Here is an 18,659-nt window from a genome sequence, read left to right as displayed (position 1 = left end):
GAGGAGACCGACGTGCAGCTGCCGCAGGTGCTCGGTGAGCCGATCCGGTTCGTGCTGAACTGGGGGCGGCGTTACTCGCTCTGGGTGTTCAACTTCGGCCTGGCCTGCTGCGCGATCGAGTTCATCGCGACCAGCATGGGTCGGCACGACTTCATCAGGCTCGGCGTCATCCCGTTCGCCCACGGCCCCCGGCAGGCCGACCTGATGGTGGTCTCCGGCACCGTCACCGACAAGATGGCCCCGGCGATCAAGCGCCTCTACGACCAGATGCCCGAGCCGAAGTACGTCATCTCCTTCGGTGCCTGCTCCAACTGCGGCGGCCCCTACTGGGACTCGTACTCGGTGACCAAGGGCGTCGACCAGCTGATCCCGGTCGACGTCTACGTCCCCGGGTGCCCGCCCCGCCCCGAGGCGCTCCTGCACGGCATCCTCCGCCTCCAGGAACGGATCGCCGCCGAACAGTCAGGCATCGGCGGGGTGTCCCGGACCGACCCGCTCGCCCCGTCGGCCGACGTCACCGCCCTGGAGGCCGTCGAGGGTGCCGGGGACGCGGTCCCGCCCCGCCCGGTCGAGTCCCTCACCGCCCCACCCGTACGCCCCCCGACGACCGTCACCGACCGCTGACCCGACCACGGCCAACAGCACGGCGCCAACGGCGTCGTTCGGAAGACCTTGGAAGCTTTCGGCCCCCAGAGGGGCCATTCTTCACCAAGATCTCCTGAATCGGGCCGCAGTCAAGGTCAAGTGTCGTCCTCGCTGTCGGCGAGCGAACGGCGGTGCTCTGCGATCCAGCGCTCGACGTCCTCGGCGAGCCACACCTTGCCCTGCGCCAGTTCGGCGACCGGCTCAGGGAAGTTTCGGCGCATCGTCAGCTCGTAGGCGCGCTGTCGACTGATCCCACCCAGGCGTACGCGGATCTCGTGGGTGCCCATCAGTCGAAGCCGTGTCATGGCCCGACGTTAGAAACACGACCATCGATCACACAACACCCTGTCGTAGGGCAACCCGTACTGGTTGCTTGACGCGTGACCGGCTCAGGTGGGCTCGTCGTCTGACAGTTGCCGGTTGCGACGCTCCGCGTACGTCCGGACCTCGGCGATGTCCCAGATGCGGCCGACGGTCAGTGTGTCGATAGGGGCCGGGAAGTCGGGTCGCTCGACCAGGATCGCGGCACGCTGACGCGATACGCCCAGGTGAGCGGCGATCTCGGAGAGTGCCATGACTCGCACCGTCCCAGCCTCTGGCGCGGTGGGGCGACGACTTGTCACCGGAGGGGTTGACGAGTTGCCTATGGCGGGGGCACGAGCCTGCTCGCATGTTCATTAGACGTAGCCCCAGACCCGTGCCGCTTGGTCCTGCCCACCGTCGGACGTGGCGTTCGTGGTGGCGTCGTTGCTCCTGTGGCCTGCTGGCACCCTGCCCGGATCGGTTCACCTCGGGGACGCCCCGGACCATCCGGCGTCGGCCCAGAAACGGGGGGCGGTGGTGACGGAACGTCCGATCAAGGCGGGTGATCTGCTGCACCTGACCCGGGCCGCGAGCGTGCAGTTCGTCAGCCGCCCGATAGTCGTACGGGTGATCAGGCACCTGGTCGACAGGCAGACGTACCACGGCTGGACCTGGATCGAGGCGTACCAGTTGGACGTCCGGGGTGAGGCGGTCGCCAAGCGTGAGCTGTTCGTGTGGCGCAAGGGGCTGCGGTGGGTCGCACCCGGTTCGACCCCGGTGGTCCGCCGCCCGGCCCGGGGCGTCAGCGGTGCCCGGGTGCGAACGTGAGGTGGCGGGAACACCTGCCGACCCGTCCCACCTGGCGGTGTGTGGCGTGCGGGATCGCCTGGCCGTGCTCACCGGCGAAGCTGCGCCTGCTCGGCAGGTACCGGACCGACCGGGAGACGCTGCTGGTCCACCTGGCCGCGCTCCAGGTCGAGGCCGCCGAGGACCTCGCCCAGCTCGGCGGGGGTGTCCCACCGACCCGCCTGACCGCACGTTTCATCGATTGGGCCGACCCTCGGGGTTAGCCGACCCGGTGGCGGGTGGGGACTAGCGTTCGGGCCATGAACGCGTCTGCGGATCAACGGTCCGCCCACATCGTCGACGTGCTGACCGAGGAGTTCGGCACGTCGATGGCGCTCGACCCGGCGGCCTTCCGCCGGAAGTTCCGGAAGATGGCCGCCTCCCCGTTCGCCTTCTACCGGGGTAGCGCGGCACTCTTCTACGCCGACCAGCTCGGTGACTTCGCCGACGACCGGTTCCTCGATGACCGGACCAGCCGGGTCTGGATCCACGGCGACCTGCACGCGGAGAACTTCGGCACGTACATGAACGCCTCCGGGCGGTTGGTGTTCAACGTCAACGACTTCGACGAGGCGTACGTCGGGCCGTTCACCTGGGACCTGAAGCGGTTCGCCGCCAGCGTCGCCCTGATCGGGTACGCCAAGGCCCTCTCCGACGAGGTGATCGGCGACCTGGTCACCGGGTTCGCCGAGGCGTACCTGACCGAACTGGGGGCCATCGCCCAGGGCGGGGACGACGCGATCGGCTCGATCACCCTGGACAACGCCGACGGTGTGCTGCGTCGGGTGCTCCAGCAGGCCCGGCTCAACAACCGGGTCGACCTGCTCAAGCAGCAGACCACTATCGACAACTACGAGCGTCGGTTCGCCCTGCGCGACGGGATCTACGAGATCGACGACGAGACCCGGGAGAAGGTCTGCGCCGCCTTCACCGACTACCTGGACACCCTGCCGAAGTCCAGCGCCCAGCTCCGTCCCGTGGCCACCCACATCAAGGACGTGGTGCTGCGCAAGGGGGTCGGCATCGGCTCGGCCGGGCTCCCGTCGTACAACCTCCTGCTGGAGGGGCACACCGAGGCGTTGGAGAACGACGTCGTCATCTTCATGAAGCAGGCCCAGGTGCCCGCAGTCGCCAGACACATCACCGACGAGCGGGTCCGGGGCTACTTCCGGCACCAGGGGCACCGTACCGCCGAGTCGCAGCGGGCGTTGCAGGCCTGCGCGGACCCGTGGCTGGGCTTCACCGAGCTGGACGGGGTCGGCCAGCTCGTCGCCGAGGTCTCCCCGTACGCCGCCGACCTGGACTGGGCCGACGTCAACGAACCCGAGGAACTGGCCGGTGTCCTGGCCGACCTGGGTCGGGCGGTGGCCCGGATGCACTCCGTCGCCGACGACGAGTCCAGCCACGACCTGGTCGACTACTCGACCGAGGAGGCGATCACGGCGGCGGTCGAGTCCGACCACGCCGGGTTCGTCGGGCACCTGGTGGAGTTCGGCCAGGCGTACGGCCTGCGCGCGCGCGAGGACCACCAGCTCTTCGTGGACCTCTTCCGCAACGGCAGACTCCCCGGCATCTGAGGTGAGGCGGGGTTACCTGTCGACGTGATGCGCGACCGTGATGCGTCGACAGGGAACCCCGTCACCGGAAGTCGAGGACTGTCTTGATCTCCTCCGAGCCCTGCCGGTACGCGTCGGCGTAGTCGTCGAGCGGGACCCGGCGGGTGATCAACGAGGCCAGCCAGGACTGGTCGGCGCGGGCCAGCGCCTCGGCGGCCAGGTCCCAGTGTCGTCGGTTGGCGTTCACCGAGCCGAAGACCACGTTGTTCTCCAACACCAGGGTCCTGTTCAACGCGCCCGCGTCGAAGTCGACGGTACGGCCACCGGTGGAGACCCCGGTCAGGCAGACGATGCCGGTCGGCGCGGCCTTGCACATCGCGTCCAGCACCACCACCGGTGCTCCGGTGCACTCGACCACCACGTCCGGTTCGAAGGGCAGCTCGTCGACCGACTCGGTGTGGTACGTGGCCCCGAGCGCGGCGGCCAGTGCCGGTTTCGGCCCCGAGGTGGCCAGGTCCAGGACGTGCACCTCAAGTCCCCGCTGGCTGGCCAGCAACGCGGCGAGCAGGCCGATCGGACCGGCCCCGGTGACCAGGACGCTGCGGGGCTGCCACTCGGCCCGGGTGCCGATCCGGTCGATGTGGTCCCAGGCCTTCGCCACCACGCTCGCCGGTTCCAGCAGCATGCCGACCTCGGCGAGCGCCGGATCGAGCCCCACGGCGTAGCGGGGCTGCACCCGCCACCGTTCCCGGGCGAACCCGGGGAGGGCCTTGATGCCGTGCTCGGTGTACTGCCCGTTGCGGCACATGTCCCACTCGCCGACGGCGCAGTTCGGGCACGGTACCGGGTCGGGATGTCTGACGATCCCGGCGACCAGGTCGCCGGGTTCCAGGGTGCCGGTGGGGTCCTCCAGCACCCGGCCCAGCGACTCGTGACCGAGGACCAGGTCGCGCTCACCGGGCGGGGCCTCGCCGTACTGCCCCTCGACGATCTCGTGGTCGGTGCCGCAGACCCCGACCGCGAGCGCCTGCACGAGGATCGCGCCCTCGTCGCTGCTCGGCTCGGGATGGTCGTCGACGAGTCGCAGCGATCCGGGCTCTCCAGGGGTGACGGTGACGGCGCGCATGACCTGGTTTCTTCCCGCCTTCCGCTGCGGTATGCCCTCCGCAGGGGCGGCCCGCGCGGCGTGGGGCCATAGGATCGACGTATGACTGCGGAAGAGGTCGGCCAGCGGGTGGTGGCGCTTCTCGCGCCCGTCGAGGTCACCGCCTCGGTCTCCGGCGGTCAGGGGTACGCCCGCGCGACGGTGGACGTACCCCTGGCGAGTTGGCGGGACGCGGTGCGGGCGGTCCGGGACGACGCCGAGCTGGCCTGCGACTTCTTCGACTGGCTCTCGGCCGTCGACGAGCTGGCCGGCGGGTTCGACGTGGTGGTGCACCTGTGGTCGGTACGCCACCGGCACGGGGTGCTCCTGCGGACCCGGGTGCCCCGGGAGACGCCGACGTTGGCCTCGGTCGTCGACATCTATCCCGGGGCGGCCTGGCACGAGCGGGAGACGTACGAGATGTTCGGCCTCGGTTTCGACGGCCACCCAGACCTGCGCCCCCTGCTCCTGCCGCCCGGTTTCGAGGGGCACCCGCTGCGCAAGGAGTTCGTCCTCGCCTCCCGGGTGGCCAAGCCGTGGCCGGGGGCGAAGGAGCCGGGCGAGTCGGCGGCCGGTGGTGGCCGACGTCCGATCCGTCCGCCGGGCGTACCGGCTCCCGGGGAGTGGGGCGCGAGCTGATGCCGGAGTGGGTGGAACTGCTCGTCCGGGTGGTCGGGGTGTTCGTCGCGTTCCTCACCCTCCCGCTGCTGGTGGGGCAGGCCGAGCACAAGGTGATGGCGCACATGCAGGGTCGACTCGGTCCGATGTACGCGGGCGGGTTCCACGGGTGGGCGCAGTTGATCGCCGACGGGGTGAAGTTCGTCCAGAAGGAGGACGTCACGCCCCGGGAGGCCGACCGGGCGGTGTTCCGGCTGGCCCCGGCGGTCGCGCTGATTCCGTACCTGTTGGTGTTGTTGGTGATTCCGCTCGGGCCGGGCGGTCTGGTCGGGCAGCCGTTGGACGTGGGTCTGTTCTTCGTGCTGGCGGTGGTCGGTGTCGGCGTGCTCGCGGTCCTGATGTCGGCGTGGGCCTCGGCCAACAAGTACAGCCTCCTGGGCGGGCTGCGGGGGGCGGCCCAGCTGCTCGGGTACGAACTGCCCCTGGTGCTGGCCGCCGCGTCGGTGGCGATGGCCGCCGGTACGTTGAGCCTCTCCGGGATCGTCGAGGCGTGGCAGCCCTGGTGGCTGCTGTGGCAGGCCCCCGCCATGGTGATCTTCTTCGTCGCCGGGTTGGCCGAGATCCGACGCCCCCCGTTCGACATGCCGGTCGCCGACTCGGAGCTGGTCTTCGGCTACATGACCGAGTACACCGGCCTGCGGTTCGCGTTCTTCCTGCTCGCCGAGTACGCCGGGATCGTGGTGATCGCCGCCCTGACCACTGTGCTCTTCCTCGGCGGGTGGCAGGGGCCGTTCGCCGACGCCCAGCTCGGGTGGCTCTGGACGCTGCTGAAGGTCTTCGCCGTCTCGTTCGTGATCATCTGGGTCCGGGTGTCGTATCCCCGGCTCCGGGAGGACCAGCTTCAACGCCTCTGCTGGCTGGTCCTCGTCCCGGCCGCCCTGGCCCAGTTGGTCCTCACCGCCGCCGTCCGCCTCACCCTTGCCTGAGTCGGTTCAGCCCAGCGGGGTGTGGGCCGGGGGGACCTGCTCGGCGGTGGGCGGGGGCGGCGGGGGAGCGCCGTCGCCGAACGGTCGGCCGCCGAGTTCCTCCCGCCCGTGCGGGCTCAGCCAGTTGACCAGGTCCGGCCCGAGCGGCACCACCCCGGTCGGGTTGATGTCCCGGTGGACCTCGTAGTAGTGCCGCTTGATGTGGTCGAAGTCGACGGTGTCGCCGAACCCGGGGGTGGCGAACAGGTCCCGGGCGTACGCCCACAGCACCGGCATCTCGCTCAGCTTCTGCCTGTTGCACTTGAAGTGGCCGTGGTAGACGGCGTCGAACCGGACCAACGTGGTGAACAGCCGTACGTCTGCCTCGGTGATCGTGTCGCCGACCAGGTACCGCTGACCGGCCAGCCGGTCGCTGAGCCAGTCCAGCCTGTCGAAGAGCCTGTGGTACGCCCTGTCGTACGCCTCCTGGCTGCCGGCGAACCCACACCGGTACACCCCGTTGTTGACGTCGGCGAAGACCACCGCGTTGACCTCGTCGATCTCGTCCCGCAGCGGCTCCGGGTAGAGCTGGGGTGCGCCGTCGCGGTGGTGCTGCGTCCACTCGGTCGACAGGTCCAGGCTCATCTGCGCGTAGTCGTTGGTGACGACCTGCCCGGTCGGGACGTCAACGATCGCCGGCACCGTGATCCCCCGCTCGTATCCGGGGAACCGGGCGAAGAACGCCTCGGCGAGCCGCTCGATGCCGAGCACCGGGTCCCGCCCGTCCGGGTCCAGGTCGAACGTCCAACTCCGGGCGTCGTGGGTGGGTCCCGCCACCGCCATCGACAGGGCGTCCTCCAGTCCGAGCAACCGCCGTACGATGATCAGCCGGTTCGCCCAGGGGCAGGCCCGACTGACGGCGAGCCGGTACCGGCCCGCCTCGACCGGGTAGCCGTCGCGCCCGTCGGCGGTGATCCGGGTGGCGATGTAGCGCTGGTCGCGGGTGAACTCCCCACCCGGCTCGACGTACTTGCCCCCGGTCTGTCCGTTGCTCTCCGCCATCCTGTCGCCCTTCCGCCGGTGCCTGCTCCCCGTCCGGGTCCCATCATGTCCGATCTGTCGCTCATCGGCTCGGCGACGAGGGGTGGGTGGGGTCGGTCAGGTGGTGGCCTCGACCGCGAAGGCGAGCACGATCATGGTTCCGTTGCTGACGGCGTGGGCCAGGATCGGGACCCAGAGGTTGCGGTACCGGTGCAGGAGCCAGGCGAAGAGCAGGCCGGCGAAGAAGGCGCTGATGGTGTTGAAGGTCCGGGGCAGGTGCATCACCGCGAAGAATCCGGCGGAGACGAGGATCGCGGTGACGGCGGGCAGCCGGGCGGCGAGTCCCCGGAAGAAGACGCCCCGGTAGAGGACCTCCTCGTAGACGGGGGAGGCGACGGCACCGAAGAAGAACGCGAAGGCGAACTGGGCGAGCAGGCCGGCGGGCGGGTATCCGCCCTCGCCGCCGCCGTCGGCGGTCAGCGCCGTGGGGAGGGCGAAGACCAGCACCGTGGTGAACACCGCCTTGACCAATCCCCACCCGGTCGCCGCCCCGAGCTGTCCGGCCCGGGGGCGGTCCAGGAGCAGCGGCCCGCGTACGGCCCCGAACCGGCGGTACGTCACCGTGAGGCCGACCGCCAGTTGGGTGCCGTTGATCAGAAGCCAGGCGACAGTCATGGCGACCAGTTCGGAGGCGCCGAGCGACAGTGGCCCTCGGGCGAGGAGACCGGCTACCCAGGGGTTGGCCAGACCGAAGCCGACCGCCAGCACGATCAGCAGGTCTGGCCAGGTGAAACGGGTGGCGGTGGTGGTCGTCGGCGAGCTGGTTCGGGTGTTCACCGGGGCGAGATTAGTCGCGTGACCTATATCGGTCAAGCGACCGATAACATAGGATCGGCGGGTGCCGAAGATCGTGGATCACGAAGAACGCCGTCGGCGACTCGGAGCCGCCGCCTGCGCGGTGCTCAGCCGGGTCGGTGCTGCCGGCACCACCGTCCGGGCCGTCGCGGGGGAGGCGGGGATGCCGTTGGCCACCGCCCAGCACTACCTGCCGACCCGCGAGTCGATGGTCCGGGCCGCCATGGCCCACCTCGTCGACCGGGTGCTCATGCGGGCTCGGGCCCTCCCGGTCGGGGCGACCGCCCTCGACACCCTGCGGATGGCCGTCCTCCAGGTCGTACCGCTCGACGAGGAACGGACTGTCGAGTCCCGGGTCTGGTTGGTGCTGACCACCGAGGCCCTGGTCGACGAGCAGATCGCCGGGGTCATGCGGGCCAACGCCGACGACCTGCGCGGCAACCTCGTCCGCCTGGTCGACCTGGCCCGGCGGGACGGCAGCGTCGCCGCCGACCTCGACGTGTCACGGGCGGCCGGCGACCTGGCCACCCTGCTGGACGGGATCACCGTTCGACTGTTGTACGCCGCCCTCAGTCCGGCAGAGGCCCGTACCGAGATCGAAGCGCACCTCGCCCGGCTGGCCGCGCCCACCCCCGGCCCGGCAGGACCGGGTCGGAGGTGACGGGGGAGCCAACCGGGCGACCGAGACGTTCACCTCGTGCGGCTCGTATCGGCGGGGCCGGCGCTGAGCCGCTGGTGGGGTGATGACCAGGACGGCGGGGACGAAGGACCGAGCGCTACCAAGAGTCGGGGGGTGGTCGCGCGAGCGGGACACACAGGGCAGGATGGGCGACATGAGCGAGCACGGTGAGCGCAGCCTGCCCGGGGCCGGCCTGGCGAAGGGGTTGGCGGTCACCCTCAAGACGATGACCCGCCGCTCCACCACCCAGCAGTACCCGGACGTGGCGCCCGAACTGCCGCCCCGATCCCGGGGCGTGATCGCCCTGCTGGAGGAGAACTGCACCGTCTGCATGCTCTGCGCCCGGGAGTGTCCGGACTGGTGCATCTACATCGACTCGCACAAGGAGGAGGTCGTCGTCCCCGGCGCGGCCCGCCCCCGCCAGCGCAACGTCCTCGACCGGTTCGACATCGACTTCTCGCTCTGCATGTACTGCGGGATCTGCGTCGAGGTCTGCCCCTTCGACGCGCTCTACTGGTCCCCCGAGTTCGAGTACGCCGAGTACGACATCAAGGACCTGATGCACGACAAGGAGCACCTCGGCGAGTGGATGGCGACCGTACCGCCGCCGCCCGCGCACGACCGTAACGGCGAACCGGCCAAGGAGGAGACCACGGCCGCCCGCAAGGCCGCCGCCCCGGCCCGCCCGGCTGCCCCCGCCGCCGCCCCGGCCCGCCCGACCGGTACCGCCGCAGATCGGGCGCGGCCCGCCGGTCCCGCCGCAGATCGGGTCCGCCCGGCCGGTCCCGCTGTGGACGGGGCGCGGCCCGCCGACGCGAACCCGCCCGACGGGTCGACCTCGTGACCGGGGTGGACCTGCTGCTGCTCGCGCTCGGCGCTGTGGCGGTCGGGTCCGGTGCGTTGGTGGTCGGCACCCGGCACCTGGTCCGGGCCGGGCTCTACCTGGTGGTCTGTCTCGGGGCGGTGGCCGGGATGTACCTGGTCCTCGCCGCCGAACTGGTGGCCTGGGTGCAGGTGCTGATCTACGTCGGCGCGGTGGTGGTCCTCCTCCTGTTCGCGGTGATGTTGACCCGGGCCCCGATCGGGGCCTCCACCGACCTGGACCGACCGGGGTGGCCGGCCGCCCTGATCGGTGGGGGCAGCGGTCTCGGTCTCGCCGTCCTGATGGTCGACGCGTTCCGGTGGTCCACAGTGGATCTTCCTGAGCCGGGTACCGCCGAACGCCTCGGTGAACAGATCTTCGCCCACTGGGTGCTGCCCTTCGAGGTGCTCTCGGTGCTCCTGCTCTCGGCACTGATCGGGGCGATAGTCCTGTCCCGCCCCGAGATCGGTCGACAGGGATCGGAGCGGCGACGGTGAGACCCGTCATTCCGTACGTCGTCGCCGCCCTCCTGTTCGGCCTCGGCGTCTACGGGGTGTTGCGCCGCCGCAACGTGGTCCTGGTGCTGATGGCGGTGGAGTTGATGCTGAACGCGGTCACCCTGATCCTGATCACCGCCGACACCACGGCGAAGGCGGTGCTGCCGCACGGCGGTCAGGTCTTCGCGCTCTTCGTGATCGTGCTGGCCGCCGCCGAGATCGGTGTCGGGTTGGCCATCGTGCTCCAGCTCTACCGGCTGCGCTCCACAGTCTCGGTGGACGACGTGCAGCTGACCGAGGCGTCGACCAGATCCAGCGCGCCGACAGCGAGTCCCGCGTCGGCCGGATCCGCCGGGTCGTCGTCGGCCGGGTCGGTCGTCGTCGACCGGGAGGGGGACCGGTGACCGTCCTGCTCGGCGCGCTGCTCCCGACCGTACCGCTGGTCGCCGGGCTTGTCGGTCTTCTCCTGCCCCCCGCCTCCCGGGAAGCATCCCCCGGACGACTGTCGGCCCGCCGGGCGGCGGTGGCCCTCGGGGTGACCGGCGCGGCCGGTGCCCTGGCCGTCGCGGTGGCGCTCCTGGCCCGCGTCGACACACTCACCGAGGCGAGTACCACCTGGTTGGACCTGGCCGGGCTGCGGATCACCCTCGGGGTACGCCTCGACCCCGCCGCCGCCCTGGTAGCGGTGGCCGTCGCCGCCGTCGCCCTGCTCGTCCAGGTGTACTCGGTCGGCTACCTGCGACCGGAGCACCCCGACGACGACAGGTACCCGCCCTACGCCGCCCAGATCAGCCTCTTCACCGCAGCGATGCTGACAGTCGTCGTCGCCGGGGACCTGATCATGCTCCTGGTCGGCTGGGAGGTGATGGGCGTCTGCTCGTACCTGCTCATCGCCCACGACCGGCGGCTGCCGCAGGCCCCGGCCGCCGCGACGAAGGCGTTCCTGGTCACCCGGGTCGGTGACGTCGGGTTCCTGCTCGGCATCGCCCTGCTCGGCGTCTCGGCGGGCAGTTCCCGGATCGCCGACGTGCTCGCCCACGACCACGCCCCGGGTCTGCTCACCGCCGCCTGCCTCCTCCTGCTCGCCGGGGTGGCAGGCAAGAGCGCCCAGTTCCCCCTGCACACCTGGCTGCCGGACGCGATGGCCGGTCCCACCCCGATCTCCGCGCTGATCCACGCCGCCACCATGGTCGCGGCCGGGGTCTACGCGGTCACCCGGCTCTTCGACCTCTTCGCCGCCACGTCGGTGGTGCCGGCGGTGCTCGGGGTGACGGCGTCGGTGACGCTCCTTCTCGGTGCGCTCGCCGCCACCGCCCAGGACGATCTGAAACGGGTCCTGGCCTGGTCCACGGTGTCCCAGATCGGGTACATGACCGGTGCCCTCGCCGTCGGTGCCCCGGGTGCCGCCCTGTTCCACCTGCTCACCCACGCCGCGTTCAAGGCACTGCTCTTCCTCGCCGCCGGGTCGGTGATCCACGCCGTCGGCACCGCCCTGATGTCCCGGATGGGCGGACTGCGCCGGGGCATGCCGGTGACCTTCTGGTGCACGCTGGTCGGGCTCGGGGCACTCGCCGGGGTGCCCCCGCTGTCCGGGTTCTGGAGCAAGGACGGCGTGTTGGCAGCCGCCCAGGCCGCCGCGCTCGACGGGACCGGACCGGCCCCGACCTGGGTGGCCTGGTCGTTCTGGATCGCCGGGCTGCTCGGCGTGGTGCTGACCGCCTGGTACGCGACCCGGGTCCTGATGCTGACCTTCCTCGGCCGTGCCAGGGAGCCGCTGCCGAACCCGCACGACCCGTCGGCGCTGCTGCGCTGGCCGATGCTGGTGCTCGCCGTACCGGCCACGCTCCTCGGGCTGGCCGGGCTCTCCCCGGCGTTCGCCGCCCGCCTCGCCCCGGCCGCCCCCGACACGACGACCACCCCGGAACTGGTCCACCTGGGGCCGGGGCTGCTCCTGCCGCTGGTGCTGCTCCTGGTCGGGGTGGGAACCGCAGTCGTCGGACGGCGTCGGAACCCCACGGAGGATCCGGCCCGGGTCCTCGGTCCGCTGCGTCAGCTGTTCGCCGCCGGGTTCCGGCTCGACGAGGTGCAACACACCCTCGTCGTACGCCCCGTCCGGGCGTTGGCCCGGCTCGCCCGTACCGGTGACGAGGTGGTCGTCGACGGGGTGGTCGAGGGCACCGGCCGGGCGGCGAGTGGCCTCGGCGGCGGGCTGGCCACCCTGCACCGGGCGGCGCTGCCCCGGGCGGCTGCCGGGGTGCTGGCCGGGGCGTTGCTGATCGGTGTGGCCGCCGTCCTCCTCGCTGGGTGGTCCTCGTCATGACAGTCGGACAGTTCCTTCTGGTGGCGGTCCTGGCGGTGCCGGCGCTCGGTGCGGTGGCGGTCGCCGCCGTGCCCCGGGACCGGGCCGCCCGGCTCGTCGGCACCATCGCCGCCGCGCTCACAGTGCCCCTGGCGGCGCTGCTGGCCACCGGCGACCGGACCTGGACCGCCTACACCGCCACCGCACCGGCGATCCGCCCCTGGCACCGGCTCGACCTCCAGTGGGTGCCCGGCCTGGACCTGCGCCTGCACCTCGGGGTCGACGGGATCTCCTGGCCGTTGGTGGTGCTGACCGCCCTGCTCACCGCCCTGTGCTGCGGGTACACCCTGTGGCGGGTGCCGCCCGGCGGCAGCGGACGCGCCCTGGTCGCGCTGCTGCTCGTGGTCGAGGTGGGCATCCTCGGCACCTTCCTCGCCCTGGACCTGGTCCTGTTCTTCCTCTTCTTCGAGGTCGTCCTCCTGCCGATGTACGCGATCATCGTCGGGTGGGGCGGCAGCACCGGACGGGACGGTCGCCCCGCCCGGGACGCCGCTCGGGCGGCGGCCCGCAAGTTCGCCCTCTACACGCTGTTCGGCTCGGTCCTCCTGCTGGTCGGGGTGTACGCCGTGGTCTCCGCCGCCGGCACCGCCGACCTGATCGTCCTGACCGGGGGCAGTGAGCTGACCCGGGGCACCCAACTCGCCGCGTTCGTCCTGCTGGGACTGGCCTTCGCGGTGAAGAGCCCACTGTGGCCCCTGCACTCCTGGCTGCCCGACGCGCACACCCAGGCCCCCACAGTCGGCAGCGTGGTCCTCGCCGGGGTCCTGCTCAAGATGGGGACGTACGGGCTGATCCGGGTGGCCGTCGGGGTGGCCCCCGAGGGCGCCCGGTGGGCGGCCCCGGTGCTCGGCGCGCTGGCGGTGGCGGCGATCCTGGTCGGCTCCCTGGTCTGCCTGGCCCAGACCGAACTGAAGCGGCTCATCGCGTACTCCAGCGTCGGGCACATGGGCTTCGTCCTGCTCGGCGTCGCCACCCTCACCGCCACCGGGATCCAGGGGGCCCTCATCGGCAACGTCGCCCACGGGGTGATCACCGGACTGCTCTTCTTCCTGGCCGGGGCGATCAAGGACCGGACCGGCACGGGATCCCTCGCCGAGCTGTCCGGGCTGCGGGAGACCGCACCCCGACTCGCCGGTCTGCTCGCCTTCGCCGCGATCGCCTCGCTGGGGCTGCCCGGCCTCGCCGGGTTCTGGGGAGAGGCGCTGGCGGTGATCGCCGCCGTCCAGGTGGGCGGGGCGTACTGGACGACCCTGGCGGTGCTGGCCGCCGTCGGCGGGGCGCTCACCGCCGCGTACCTGCTGCGGTTGTTGCGTCGGGTGACCCACGGCCGACCCGGCCCGGCGGTCGGCTCGGTCACCCCCGTGCTGTCCGGCGCCGAACTGACCGCGTGGGCGCCCCTGGTCGTGCTGACCCTGGCCATCGGACTCGCACCCACACTGGTCCTGGGGGTGGCCGGGGAACCGGTCGCCGCCCTGGTGGAGGTGCTGCGATGACCGGGAGCCTGGTGCAGAGCATCGACCACGTGGCCCTGACCCCCGCCTACCTGGCGGCCGGGACGGCGGTCCTGGTCCTGCTCGCCGACGTCCTGCTGGGCCGGGGGCGGGTGACGCTGGCGGTGGCCGCCGTCGGGGCCGCCGCCACCGCCGTCGGTGCGGCAGTGGTCGGGTCCGGCCCGACCCGTCGGACCTTCTGCGTCGGTGCCGACTGCTCGTACGTCGCCGACAGCCGGTCCGCCCTGGTGGCAGTGGTCTTCGCCCTGCTCGCCCTCGGGGTGCTGGGGTTGTCGGTGCCCCTGCTGCGCACCGGATCCGTCCCGACGGGGGAGTACGCCTTCCTGCTGGCCTGCTCGATGACCGGCGGCGTGGTCCTCGGCGCTGCCGGGGACCTGATCACCCTGATCGTGGCGGTGGAGACCCTGACCCTGCCGATCTACGTCCTGGTCGGGCTCCGCCGGGGCAGCCTGGCCGGAGCCGAGGCGGCCGTCACCTTCTTCGTGGTCAGCGTGGTGGCGACCACCCTGACCCTGCTCGGTGCGGCCCTGCTCTACGCGTCCACCGGCGGCCTGCACCTGGACCGGCTCGGTGCGATCTTCGCCGACCGGCCGGAGTTGACCGACCTGCCGCTGGCCACCGTCGCCGTCGCCCTGGTGGTCCTCGGGCTGGCGTTCAAGGTGGCGGCGGTGCCGATGCACGCCTGGGCACCGGCCACCTACGACGGTGCGCCGGTGCCGGTCGCCGCGTACCTCTCCACCGCGTCGAAGTTCGGTGGCGTGGTGGCCCTCCTCGCCGTCGTCGGGGACGCGCTGCCGGAGACGGTCACCGGCCCGGTCCTCGCCCTGCTCGCGGTGCTGACGATGACGATCGGGAACCTGGTGGCGCTACGTCAGCGACGTACCGTCCGACTCCTCGCCTGGTCGTCGGTGGCCCAGGCCGGTTACGTCCTGGCCCCGCTGGGCGTCCTGGCCCTGGCCGCCGGTCGCACCGAGCAGGCCATGACCGCGGCGTACGCGGCGGCGCTGGCGTACGCGGTCTTCTTCGTGCTCCTGGAGTTGGGCGCGTTCGCGGCGCTGGTCGCGTTGCGTCCGGCGGGCGCGGACGGGGGCACGGTGGAGGAGCTGCGCGGCGCGGCACGACGGCACCCCTGGACGGCGGCGGCCTTCGGGCTGGCCCTGGTCGGCCTGGCCGGCCTCCCCCCGGGGCTGGCCGGGCTCTTCGCCAAGGTCACGGTGGTCCGGTCGCTGCTGACCGGCGGTGCGGGTTGGCTCGCCCTGGTGGTGGCGCTGAACGCCGTCGTCGGTCTGGCCTACTACCTGCGCCTGGCCGCCGTCCTCTGGGCTCCCCCAGCTGCCTCCGGCGGGTCGGCCCAAGCCGGTGCGGGCCGTCCGGCGCTGGTGGTCCTGGTGGTGCTGGCGGTGGCGACGGCGGTAGCGGTCATCGTCGGGTTCGCCCCGCAGATCGTGCTGGACGTCACCGCTCCCAGGTAACTCACAGTCATTAGACGGACTGTTGCGGGGTACCGGCTTGTTGAACCGGTCAGCGGATCCGGTCCTGATCCGTGCACCGAAGGAGTCAACGTGCACCACAACCGTCTGAAGACCGCCGCGCTGCTCGGCCTGCTCACCTCGCTGATCCTGGCGGTGGGCTACTGGTTCGGCGGCAGTGGCGGACTGGTCGTCGCCGTCGTCGTCTCACTGGTGATGAACGGCGTGAGCTACTTCTTCTCCGACAAGATCGCGCTGCGGTCGATGGGGGCGCAGCCGGTCAGCGAGGCGCAGTTCCCCGAGCTGTACCGGATGGTCAGGGAGCTGGCCCAGCAGGCAGAACAGCCGATGCCCCGCCTGTACATGAGCCCCACGGCCCAGCCGAACGCGTTCGCCACCGGCCGGAACCCGCAGAACGCGGCGGTCTGCGTCACGCAGGGGATCACCCAGATCCTCGACTACCGAGAGTTGCGGGGCGTCATCGGGCACGAGCTGTCACACGTGTACAACCGGGACATCCTGATCTCCAGCGTCGCCGCCGGTCTGGCCGGCATCATCACCATGCTGGCGAACCTGGCCCTGTTCATCCCCCTCGGGGGACGCAACGACAACGGCCCCAACCCGCTGGTCCTGCTGATCACCATCATCCTCGGGCCGATCGCCGCGACCGTCATCCAGCTGGCCATCAGCCGGAGCCGGGAGTTCCAGGCGGACGCCTCCGGTGCCGAGCTGACCGGCGACCCGATGGCCCTGGCCAGTGCCCTCCGAAAGATCCACGCGGGGACCCAGGCGCGCCCCCTGCCCGCCCAGGGGCAGCTGACCAGCACCGCTCACCTGATGATCGACAACCCGTTCAAGAAGGGCGGTGGGATCTCGGCCATGTTCGCCACCCACCCCCCGATGGAGGAGCGGGTACGCCGCCTCGAACAGCTCGCCGCGAACAGCGGACCCGTACGGTTCCAGCGCTGACGGTCCCCCACCCGAGACACCCCCGCCCGTGCCCGGCCCACCGGACGCGGGCGGGACGCGTGTGAGCGAAAAAACCCTGTGCCCGGCGAACCGGCGGCGTTAGGGTCGTACGGTCTTTCACTCATTACCGCACGAAACGCTGGAGGGTTCGCCGTGGCCGCAGTCGGTCGCTACGCAGGGGTGTGGCGGATCCCCGGAGCCCCGGTACTCCTGATCACCGGGGTCCTCGGCAGGCTCGGGATCGGGATGACCCCGCTGGCCCTCCTCCTCGTCGTGGAGCAGGTGACCGGGCGGTACTCCCTCGCCGCCGTCGCCGGTGGCCTCTACGCCCTCTCCGGGGCCGCGCTCAGCCCGGTCGCCGGACGGCTCGCCGACCGGCTCGGCCCCACCCCGGTCCTGCTGGTCACCGCCGTGGCCCACCCGGTGGCCCTGATCGCCCTCCTCCTCGCCAGCAACTCCGGGCGACCCACGCTGGGCTGGATCTTCCTGGCCGCCGCAGCGGCCGGGGCGACGTACCCGCCGCTGAGCGCCGCGATCCGGGGAGCCTGGAACGACCTCACCGCCCCCGCCACCGGCCGTTACCACCTGCGCAACACCGCCCTCGCGGCCGAGACCACCCTCTTCGAGGTGGTCTTCGTCCTCGGCCCGCTGCTGGTCGCGGGCTTCGTCCTCTTCGCCGACGCCGCCGCCGCGCTCGTCGGAGCGGCGGTGGTGACCCTGATCGGTACGACAGCGGTGGCGCTCGGCCGGGTGATGCGCGGATGGCGTCCCCACGGACGGGAGCACCACGCCCGAGGACTCGGCCCGCTCGCCGTCGCCGGATTCCCGGCCCTCCTGGTCTGCGTCGGCGGCCTCGGGGTCGCCTTCGGCGCCGCCGGGGTGACAGTCCCCGCCTACGCCTCAAGCCACGCCGGCAGCGGGGAGGCCGAAGGGCTGGCCGGTGTGCTGCTCGCCGTCTGGGGTGTCGGCAGCGCCGCCGGTGGCCTCTGGTTCGGCACCCGGGCCCCGGCCCGCAACATGACCCGTCTCTTCGCCCAACTCCTCGCCGGAGTGGCCGCCTCGTTCGCCGTGTTCGCGGTGATGCCGGGGCCGATCGCACTCGGCGTGGCCCTGGTCGTCGGCGGCGCGCTGATCGCCCCCGCGCTGACCCTGGAGAACACCCTGGTCGGCCGGATCACCCCGAACGGCATGCTCAACGAGGCGTACACCTGGGTGGTCACGGTGTCGGTGGGAGCCAGCGCGGCCGGGGGCGCGATCGCCGGGCTGATCGTCGACCACGGCGGGGGAGTCCCCGGCGCGTTCCTCTTCGCCGGGTCGGCGGTCGCCGTCGGCGCCCTGGTGGCCGCGCTGCCCACCGGCCCGGTCGCCCGCGCCGAGACCCGCACGGCCCTCGACCCCGACGGCCTCCTCACCCCCGAACCGGCCTGACCCGACGGCCTTTCGTCCCCGGACCGGCCCGACCCCGGCCCGCACACCGATCGGTTCCGGCGGCACCTTCTCCGGGGCTCTGCGGGTACGGCGCGGGCCGGCAGCCGGACGGGGAGACGTCCCGTCGACCACCGGCCCGGGCGTGCCCTACCTGTAGTTCGTGAACTGCAGGGCGATACCGAAGTCCTCGCCCTTGAGCAGGGTGATGATCGACTGGAGGTCGTCCTTCTTCTTGCCGGTGACCCGCAGCTGGTCGCCCTGGATCTGCGCCTGCACGCCCTTGGGACCCTCGTCCCGGATCTTCTTGCTGATCGCCTTGGCCTTGTCGGACTCGATGCCCTGGACCACCTTGCAGTCGATCTTGAAGATCTTGCCCGACGGCTTCGGGTCCCCCGCGTCCAGCGACTTCAGCGAGATGTTCCGCTTGACCAACTTCTCCTTGAAGACGTCCAACGCCGCCCGGACCCGTTCCTCGGTCTCGGCCTGCAGGCCGATCGTCTCCTCACCGGACCAGTCGATCTCGGCACCGGTGCCCCGGAAGTCGAACCGCGTGGAGAGCTCCCGCTGCGCCTGACGAAGGGCGTTGTCGACCTCCTGCCGGTCGACCTTGCTCACGATGTCGAACGACGGGTTCGCTGCCATGTTCATGCTCCTGCTGTCCGGCGGTCTTCGTCACGTACTGTCGCCCACCGACCAGGCGGTGGGCACCCTGACCGTACCCGGTTGCGGCGGTGCCGGGGCGAACCGCTATTCTTGCTTCCGCTGCCGCGCACAGCGTGGTGGTACGCCCTGGCGGGTTGCCCGAGCGGCCAATGGGAGCGGACTGTAAATCCGTCGCGAAAGCTTCAGAGGTTCGAATCCTCTACCCGCCACCAGGTGCGAGAACGGCCCCTGATCAGCAGAGATGCCGAT

At 71.6% G+C, this 18,659-nt stretch carries 21 protein-coding genes and 1 tRNA gene; 16 read left to right on the top strand and 6 right to left on the bottom strand.

Annotation, left to right across the window (positions count from 1 at the left end; all coding sequences use genetic code 11):
• The first annotated feature begins 12 nt into the window (after window positions 1-12).
• The gene (locus WHN02_RS01900) at window positions 13-624 is read left to right on the top strand and encodes an NADH-quinone oxidoreductase subunit B (protein ID WP_434741767.1); all 612 of its coding nucleotides are present in this window, start codon (window positions 13-15) and stop codon (window positions 622-624) included.
• A gap of 116 nt (window positions 625-740) precedes the next feature.
• Here the strand turns inward: WHN02_RS01900 and WHN02_RS01895 are convergent, their stop codons facing one another.
• Window positions 741-950, bottom strand: coding sequence for a helix-turn-helix transcriptional regulator (locus WHN02_RS01895; protein WP_434741766.1), 210 nt, complete (start codon window positions 948-950; stop codon window positions 741-743).
• A gap of 84 nt (window positions 951-1,034) precedes the next feature.
• On the bottom strand, window positions 1,035-1,220 hold the full coding sequence (locus WHN02_RS01890; protein ID WP_434741765.1) for a hypothetical protein: 186 nt from the start codon (window positions 1,218-1,220) through the stop codon (window positions 1,035-1,037).
• 151 nt (window positions 1,221-1,371) lie between these two features.
• Between WHN02_RS01890 and WHN02_RS01885 the strand changes: the two genes are divergently transcribed.
• From WHN02_RS01885 to WHN02_RS01875, 3 genes are read left to right on the top strand one after another with little or no spacing between them, the layout of a single operon-like run.
• Window positions 1,372-1,776: a hypothetical protein gene (locus WHN02_RS01885; protein WP_434741764.1), complete on the top strand. Its 405-nt coding sequence runs from the start codon at window positions 1,372-1,374 to the stop codon at window positions 1,774-1,776.
• Window positions 1,773-2,018: a flavin reductase gene (locus WHN02_RS01880; RefSeq protein ID WP_434741763.1), complete on the top strand. Its 246-nt coding sequence runs from the start codon at window positions 1,773-1,775 to the stop codon at window positions 2,016-2,018. Before WHN02_RS01885 ends, WHN02_RS01880 begins: the two co-directional genes overlap by 4 nt.
• Window positions 2,019-2,054: 36 nt before the next feature.
• A complete protein-coding gene (locus tag WHN02_RS01875; RefSeq protein ID WP_434741762.1) occupies window positions 2,055-3,371 on the top strand; it encodes a DUF2252 domain-containing protein in 1,317 nt (438 codons plus the stop codon).
• A gap of 61 nt (window positions 3,372-3,432) precedes the next feature.
• On the opposite strand, the gene WHN02_RS01870 is transcribed toward WHN02_RS01875, so the two are convergent.
• A complete protein-coding gene (locus tag WHN02_RS01870) occupies window positions 3,433-4,476 on the bottom strand; it encodes a glucose 1-dehydrogenase (protein ID WP_434741761.1) in 1,044 nt (347 codons plus the stop codon).
• 81 nt (window positions 4,477-4,557) lie between these two features.
• On the opposite strand from WHN02_RS01870, the gene WHN02_RS01865 reads away from it, so the two are divergent.
• Both WHN02_RS01865 and WHN02_RS01860 read left to right on the top strand, forming a co-directional pair.
• Window positions 4,558-5,133, top strand: a complete 576-nt coding sequence (locus tag WHN02_RS01865) for an NADH-quinone oxidoreductase subunit C (RefSeq protein WP_434741760.1) — start codon at window positions 4,558-4,560, stop codon at window positions 5,131-5,133.
• Window positions 5,133-6,098, top strand: a complete 966-nt coding sequence (locus WHN02_RS01860; RefSeq protein ID WP_350897450.1) for a complex I subunit 1/NuoH family protein — start codon at window positions 5,133-5,135, stop codon at window positions 6,096-6,098. Before WHN02_RS01865 ends, WHN02_RS01860 begins: the two co-directional genes overlap by 1 nt.
• Before the next feature lie 6 nt (window positions 6,099-6,104).
• Here the strand turns inward: WHN02_RS01860 and WHN02_RS01855 are convergent, their stop codons facing one another.
• Together WHN02_RS01855 and WHN02_RS01850 are read right to left on the bottom strand one after the other, a co-directional pair.
• Window positions 6,105-7,139 (bottom strand): glutathione S-transferase family protein, encoded by a 1,035-nt coding sequence (locus WHN02_RS01855; protein WP_434741759.1) that lies wholly within the window; start codon window positions 7,137-7,139, stop codon window positions 6,105-6,107.
• 96 nt (window positions 7,140-7,235) lie between these two features.
• Complete coding sequence (locus WHN02_RS01850) at window positions 7,236-7,955, bottom strand: lysostaphin resistance A-like protein (protein ID WP_434741758.1); 720 nt, start codon at window positions 7,953-7,955, stop codon at window positions 7,236-7,238.
• A 61-nt stretch (window positions 7,956-8,016) separates the two neighbouring features.
• Between WHN02_RS01850 and WHN02_RS01845 the strand changes: the two genes are divergently transcribed.
• The 9 genes from WHN02_RS01845 (at window position 8,017) to WHN02_RS01805 (ending at window position 17,747) form a co-directional block, all read left to right on the top strand.
• The gene (locus WHN02_RS01845; protein WP_434741757.1) at window positions 8,017-8,634 is read left to right on the top strand and encodes a TetR/AcrR family transcriptional regulator; all 618 of its coding nucleotides are present in this window, start codon (window positions 8,017-8,019) and stop codon (window positions 8,632-8,634) included.
• 163 nt (window positions 8,635-8,797) lie between these two features.
• On the top strand, window positions 8,798-9,496 hold the full coding sequence (locus tag WHN02_RS01840; RefSeq protein ID WP_434741756.1) for a NuoI/complex I 23 kDa subunit family protein: 699 nt from the start codon (window positions 8,798-8,800) through the stop codon (window positions 9,494-9,496).
• Window positions 9,493-10,011, top strand: a complete 519-nt coding sequence (locus WHN02_RS01835; protein WP_434741755.1) for an NADH-quinone oxidoreductase subunit J family protein — start codon at window positions 9,493-9,495, stop codon at window positions 10,009-10,011. The genes WHN02_RS01840 and WHN02_RS01835 overlap by 4 nt, the downstream gene beginning before the upstream one ends.
• Window positions 10,008-10,415: an NADH-quinone oxidoreductase subunit NuoK gene (gene nuoK / locus WHN02_RS01830; protein ID WP_434741754.1), complete on the top strand. Its 408-nt coding sequence runs from the start codon at window positions 10,008-10,010 to the stop codon at window positions 10,413-10,415. The genes WHN02_RS01835 and nuoK overlap by 4 nt, the downstream gene beginning before the upstream one ends.
• Window positions 10,412-12,331, top strand: a complete 1,920-nt coding sequence (locus WHN02_RS01825) for an NADH-quinone oxidoreductase subunit 5 family protein (RefSeq protein ID WP_434741753.1) — start codon at window positions 10,412-10,414, stop codon at window positions 12,329-12,331. The genes nuoK and WHN02_RS01825 overlap by 4 nt, the downstream gene beginning before the upstream one ends.
• Window positions 12,328-13,863 carry a complex I subunit 4 family protein gene (locus WHN02_RS01820; protein ID WP_434741752.1) on the top strand — a complete coding sequence of 512 codons (1,536 nt, stop codon included), beginning with the start codon at window positions 12,328-12,330 and terminating at the stop codon, window positions 13,861-13,863. Before WHN02_RS01825 ends, WHN02_RS01820 begins: the two co-directional genes overlap by 4 nt.
• Window positions 13,860-15,353 (top strand): NADH-quinone oxidoreductase subunit N, encoded by a 1,494-nt coding sequence (locus tag WHN02_RS01815; RefSeq protein WP_434741751.1) that lies wholly within the window; start codon window positions 13,860-13,862, stop codon window positions 15,351-15,353. Before WHN02_RS01820 ends, WHN02_RS01815 begins: the two co-directional genes overlap by 4 nt.
• A 90-nt stretch (window positions 15,354-15,443) precedes the next feature.
• Entirely contained in the window at window positions 15,444-16,319 is an 876-nt protein-coding gene (gene htpX, locus WHN02_RS01810) for a zinc metalloprotease HtpX (RefSeq protein ID WP_434741750.1), read from the top strand.
• A 153-nt stretch (window positions 16,320-16,472) separates the two neighbouring features.
• On the top strand, window positions 16,473-17,747 hold the full coding sequence (locus tag WHN02_RS01805) for an MFS transporter (protein ID WP_434741749.1): 1,275 nt from the start codon (window positions 16,473-16,475) through the stop codon (window positions 17,745-17,747).
• Between the two features lie 147 nt (window positions 17,748-17,894).
• On the opposite strand, the gene WHN02_RS01800 is transcribed toward WHN02_RS01805, so the two are convergent.
• Window positions 17,895-18,389, bottom strand: coding sequence for a YajQ family cyclic di-GMP-binding protein (locus WHN02_RS01800; RefSeq protein WP_350896441.1), 495 nt, complete (start codon window positions 18,387-18,389; stop codon window positions 17,895-17,897).
• 149 nt (window positions 18,390-18,538) lie between these two features.
• On the opposite strand from WHN02_RS01800, the gene WHN02_RS01795 reads away from it, so the two are divergent.
• Window positions 18,539-18,622, top strand: a tRNA-Tyr gene (locus WHN02_RS01795).
• The last annotated feature ends 37 nt before the right edge of the window (window positions 18,623-18,659 follow it).

It is taken from the genome of Micromonospora sp. SH-82 (assembly GCF_051132485.1).
GTDB lineage: Bacteria > Actinomycetota > Actinomycetes > Mycobacteriales > Micromonosporaceae > Micromonospora.
Note: the sequence above shows the minus strand (reverse complement) of the source record. Positions and strands in the feature narration are given on the sequence as shown.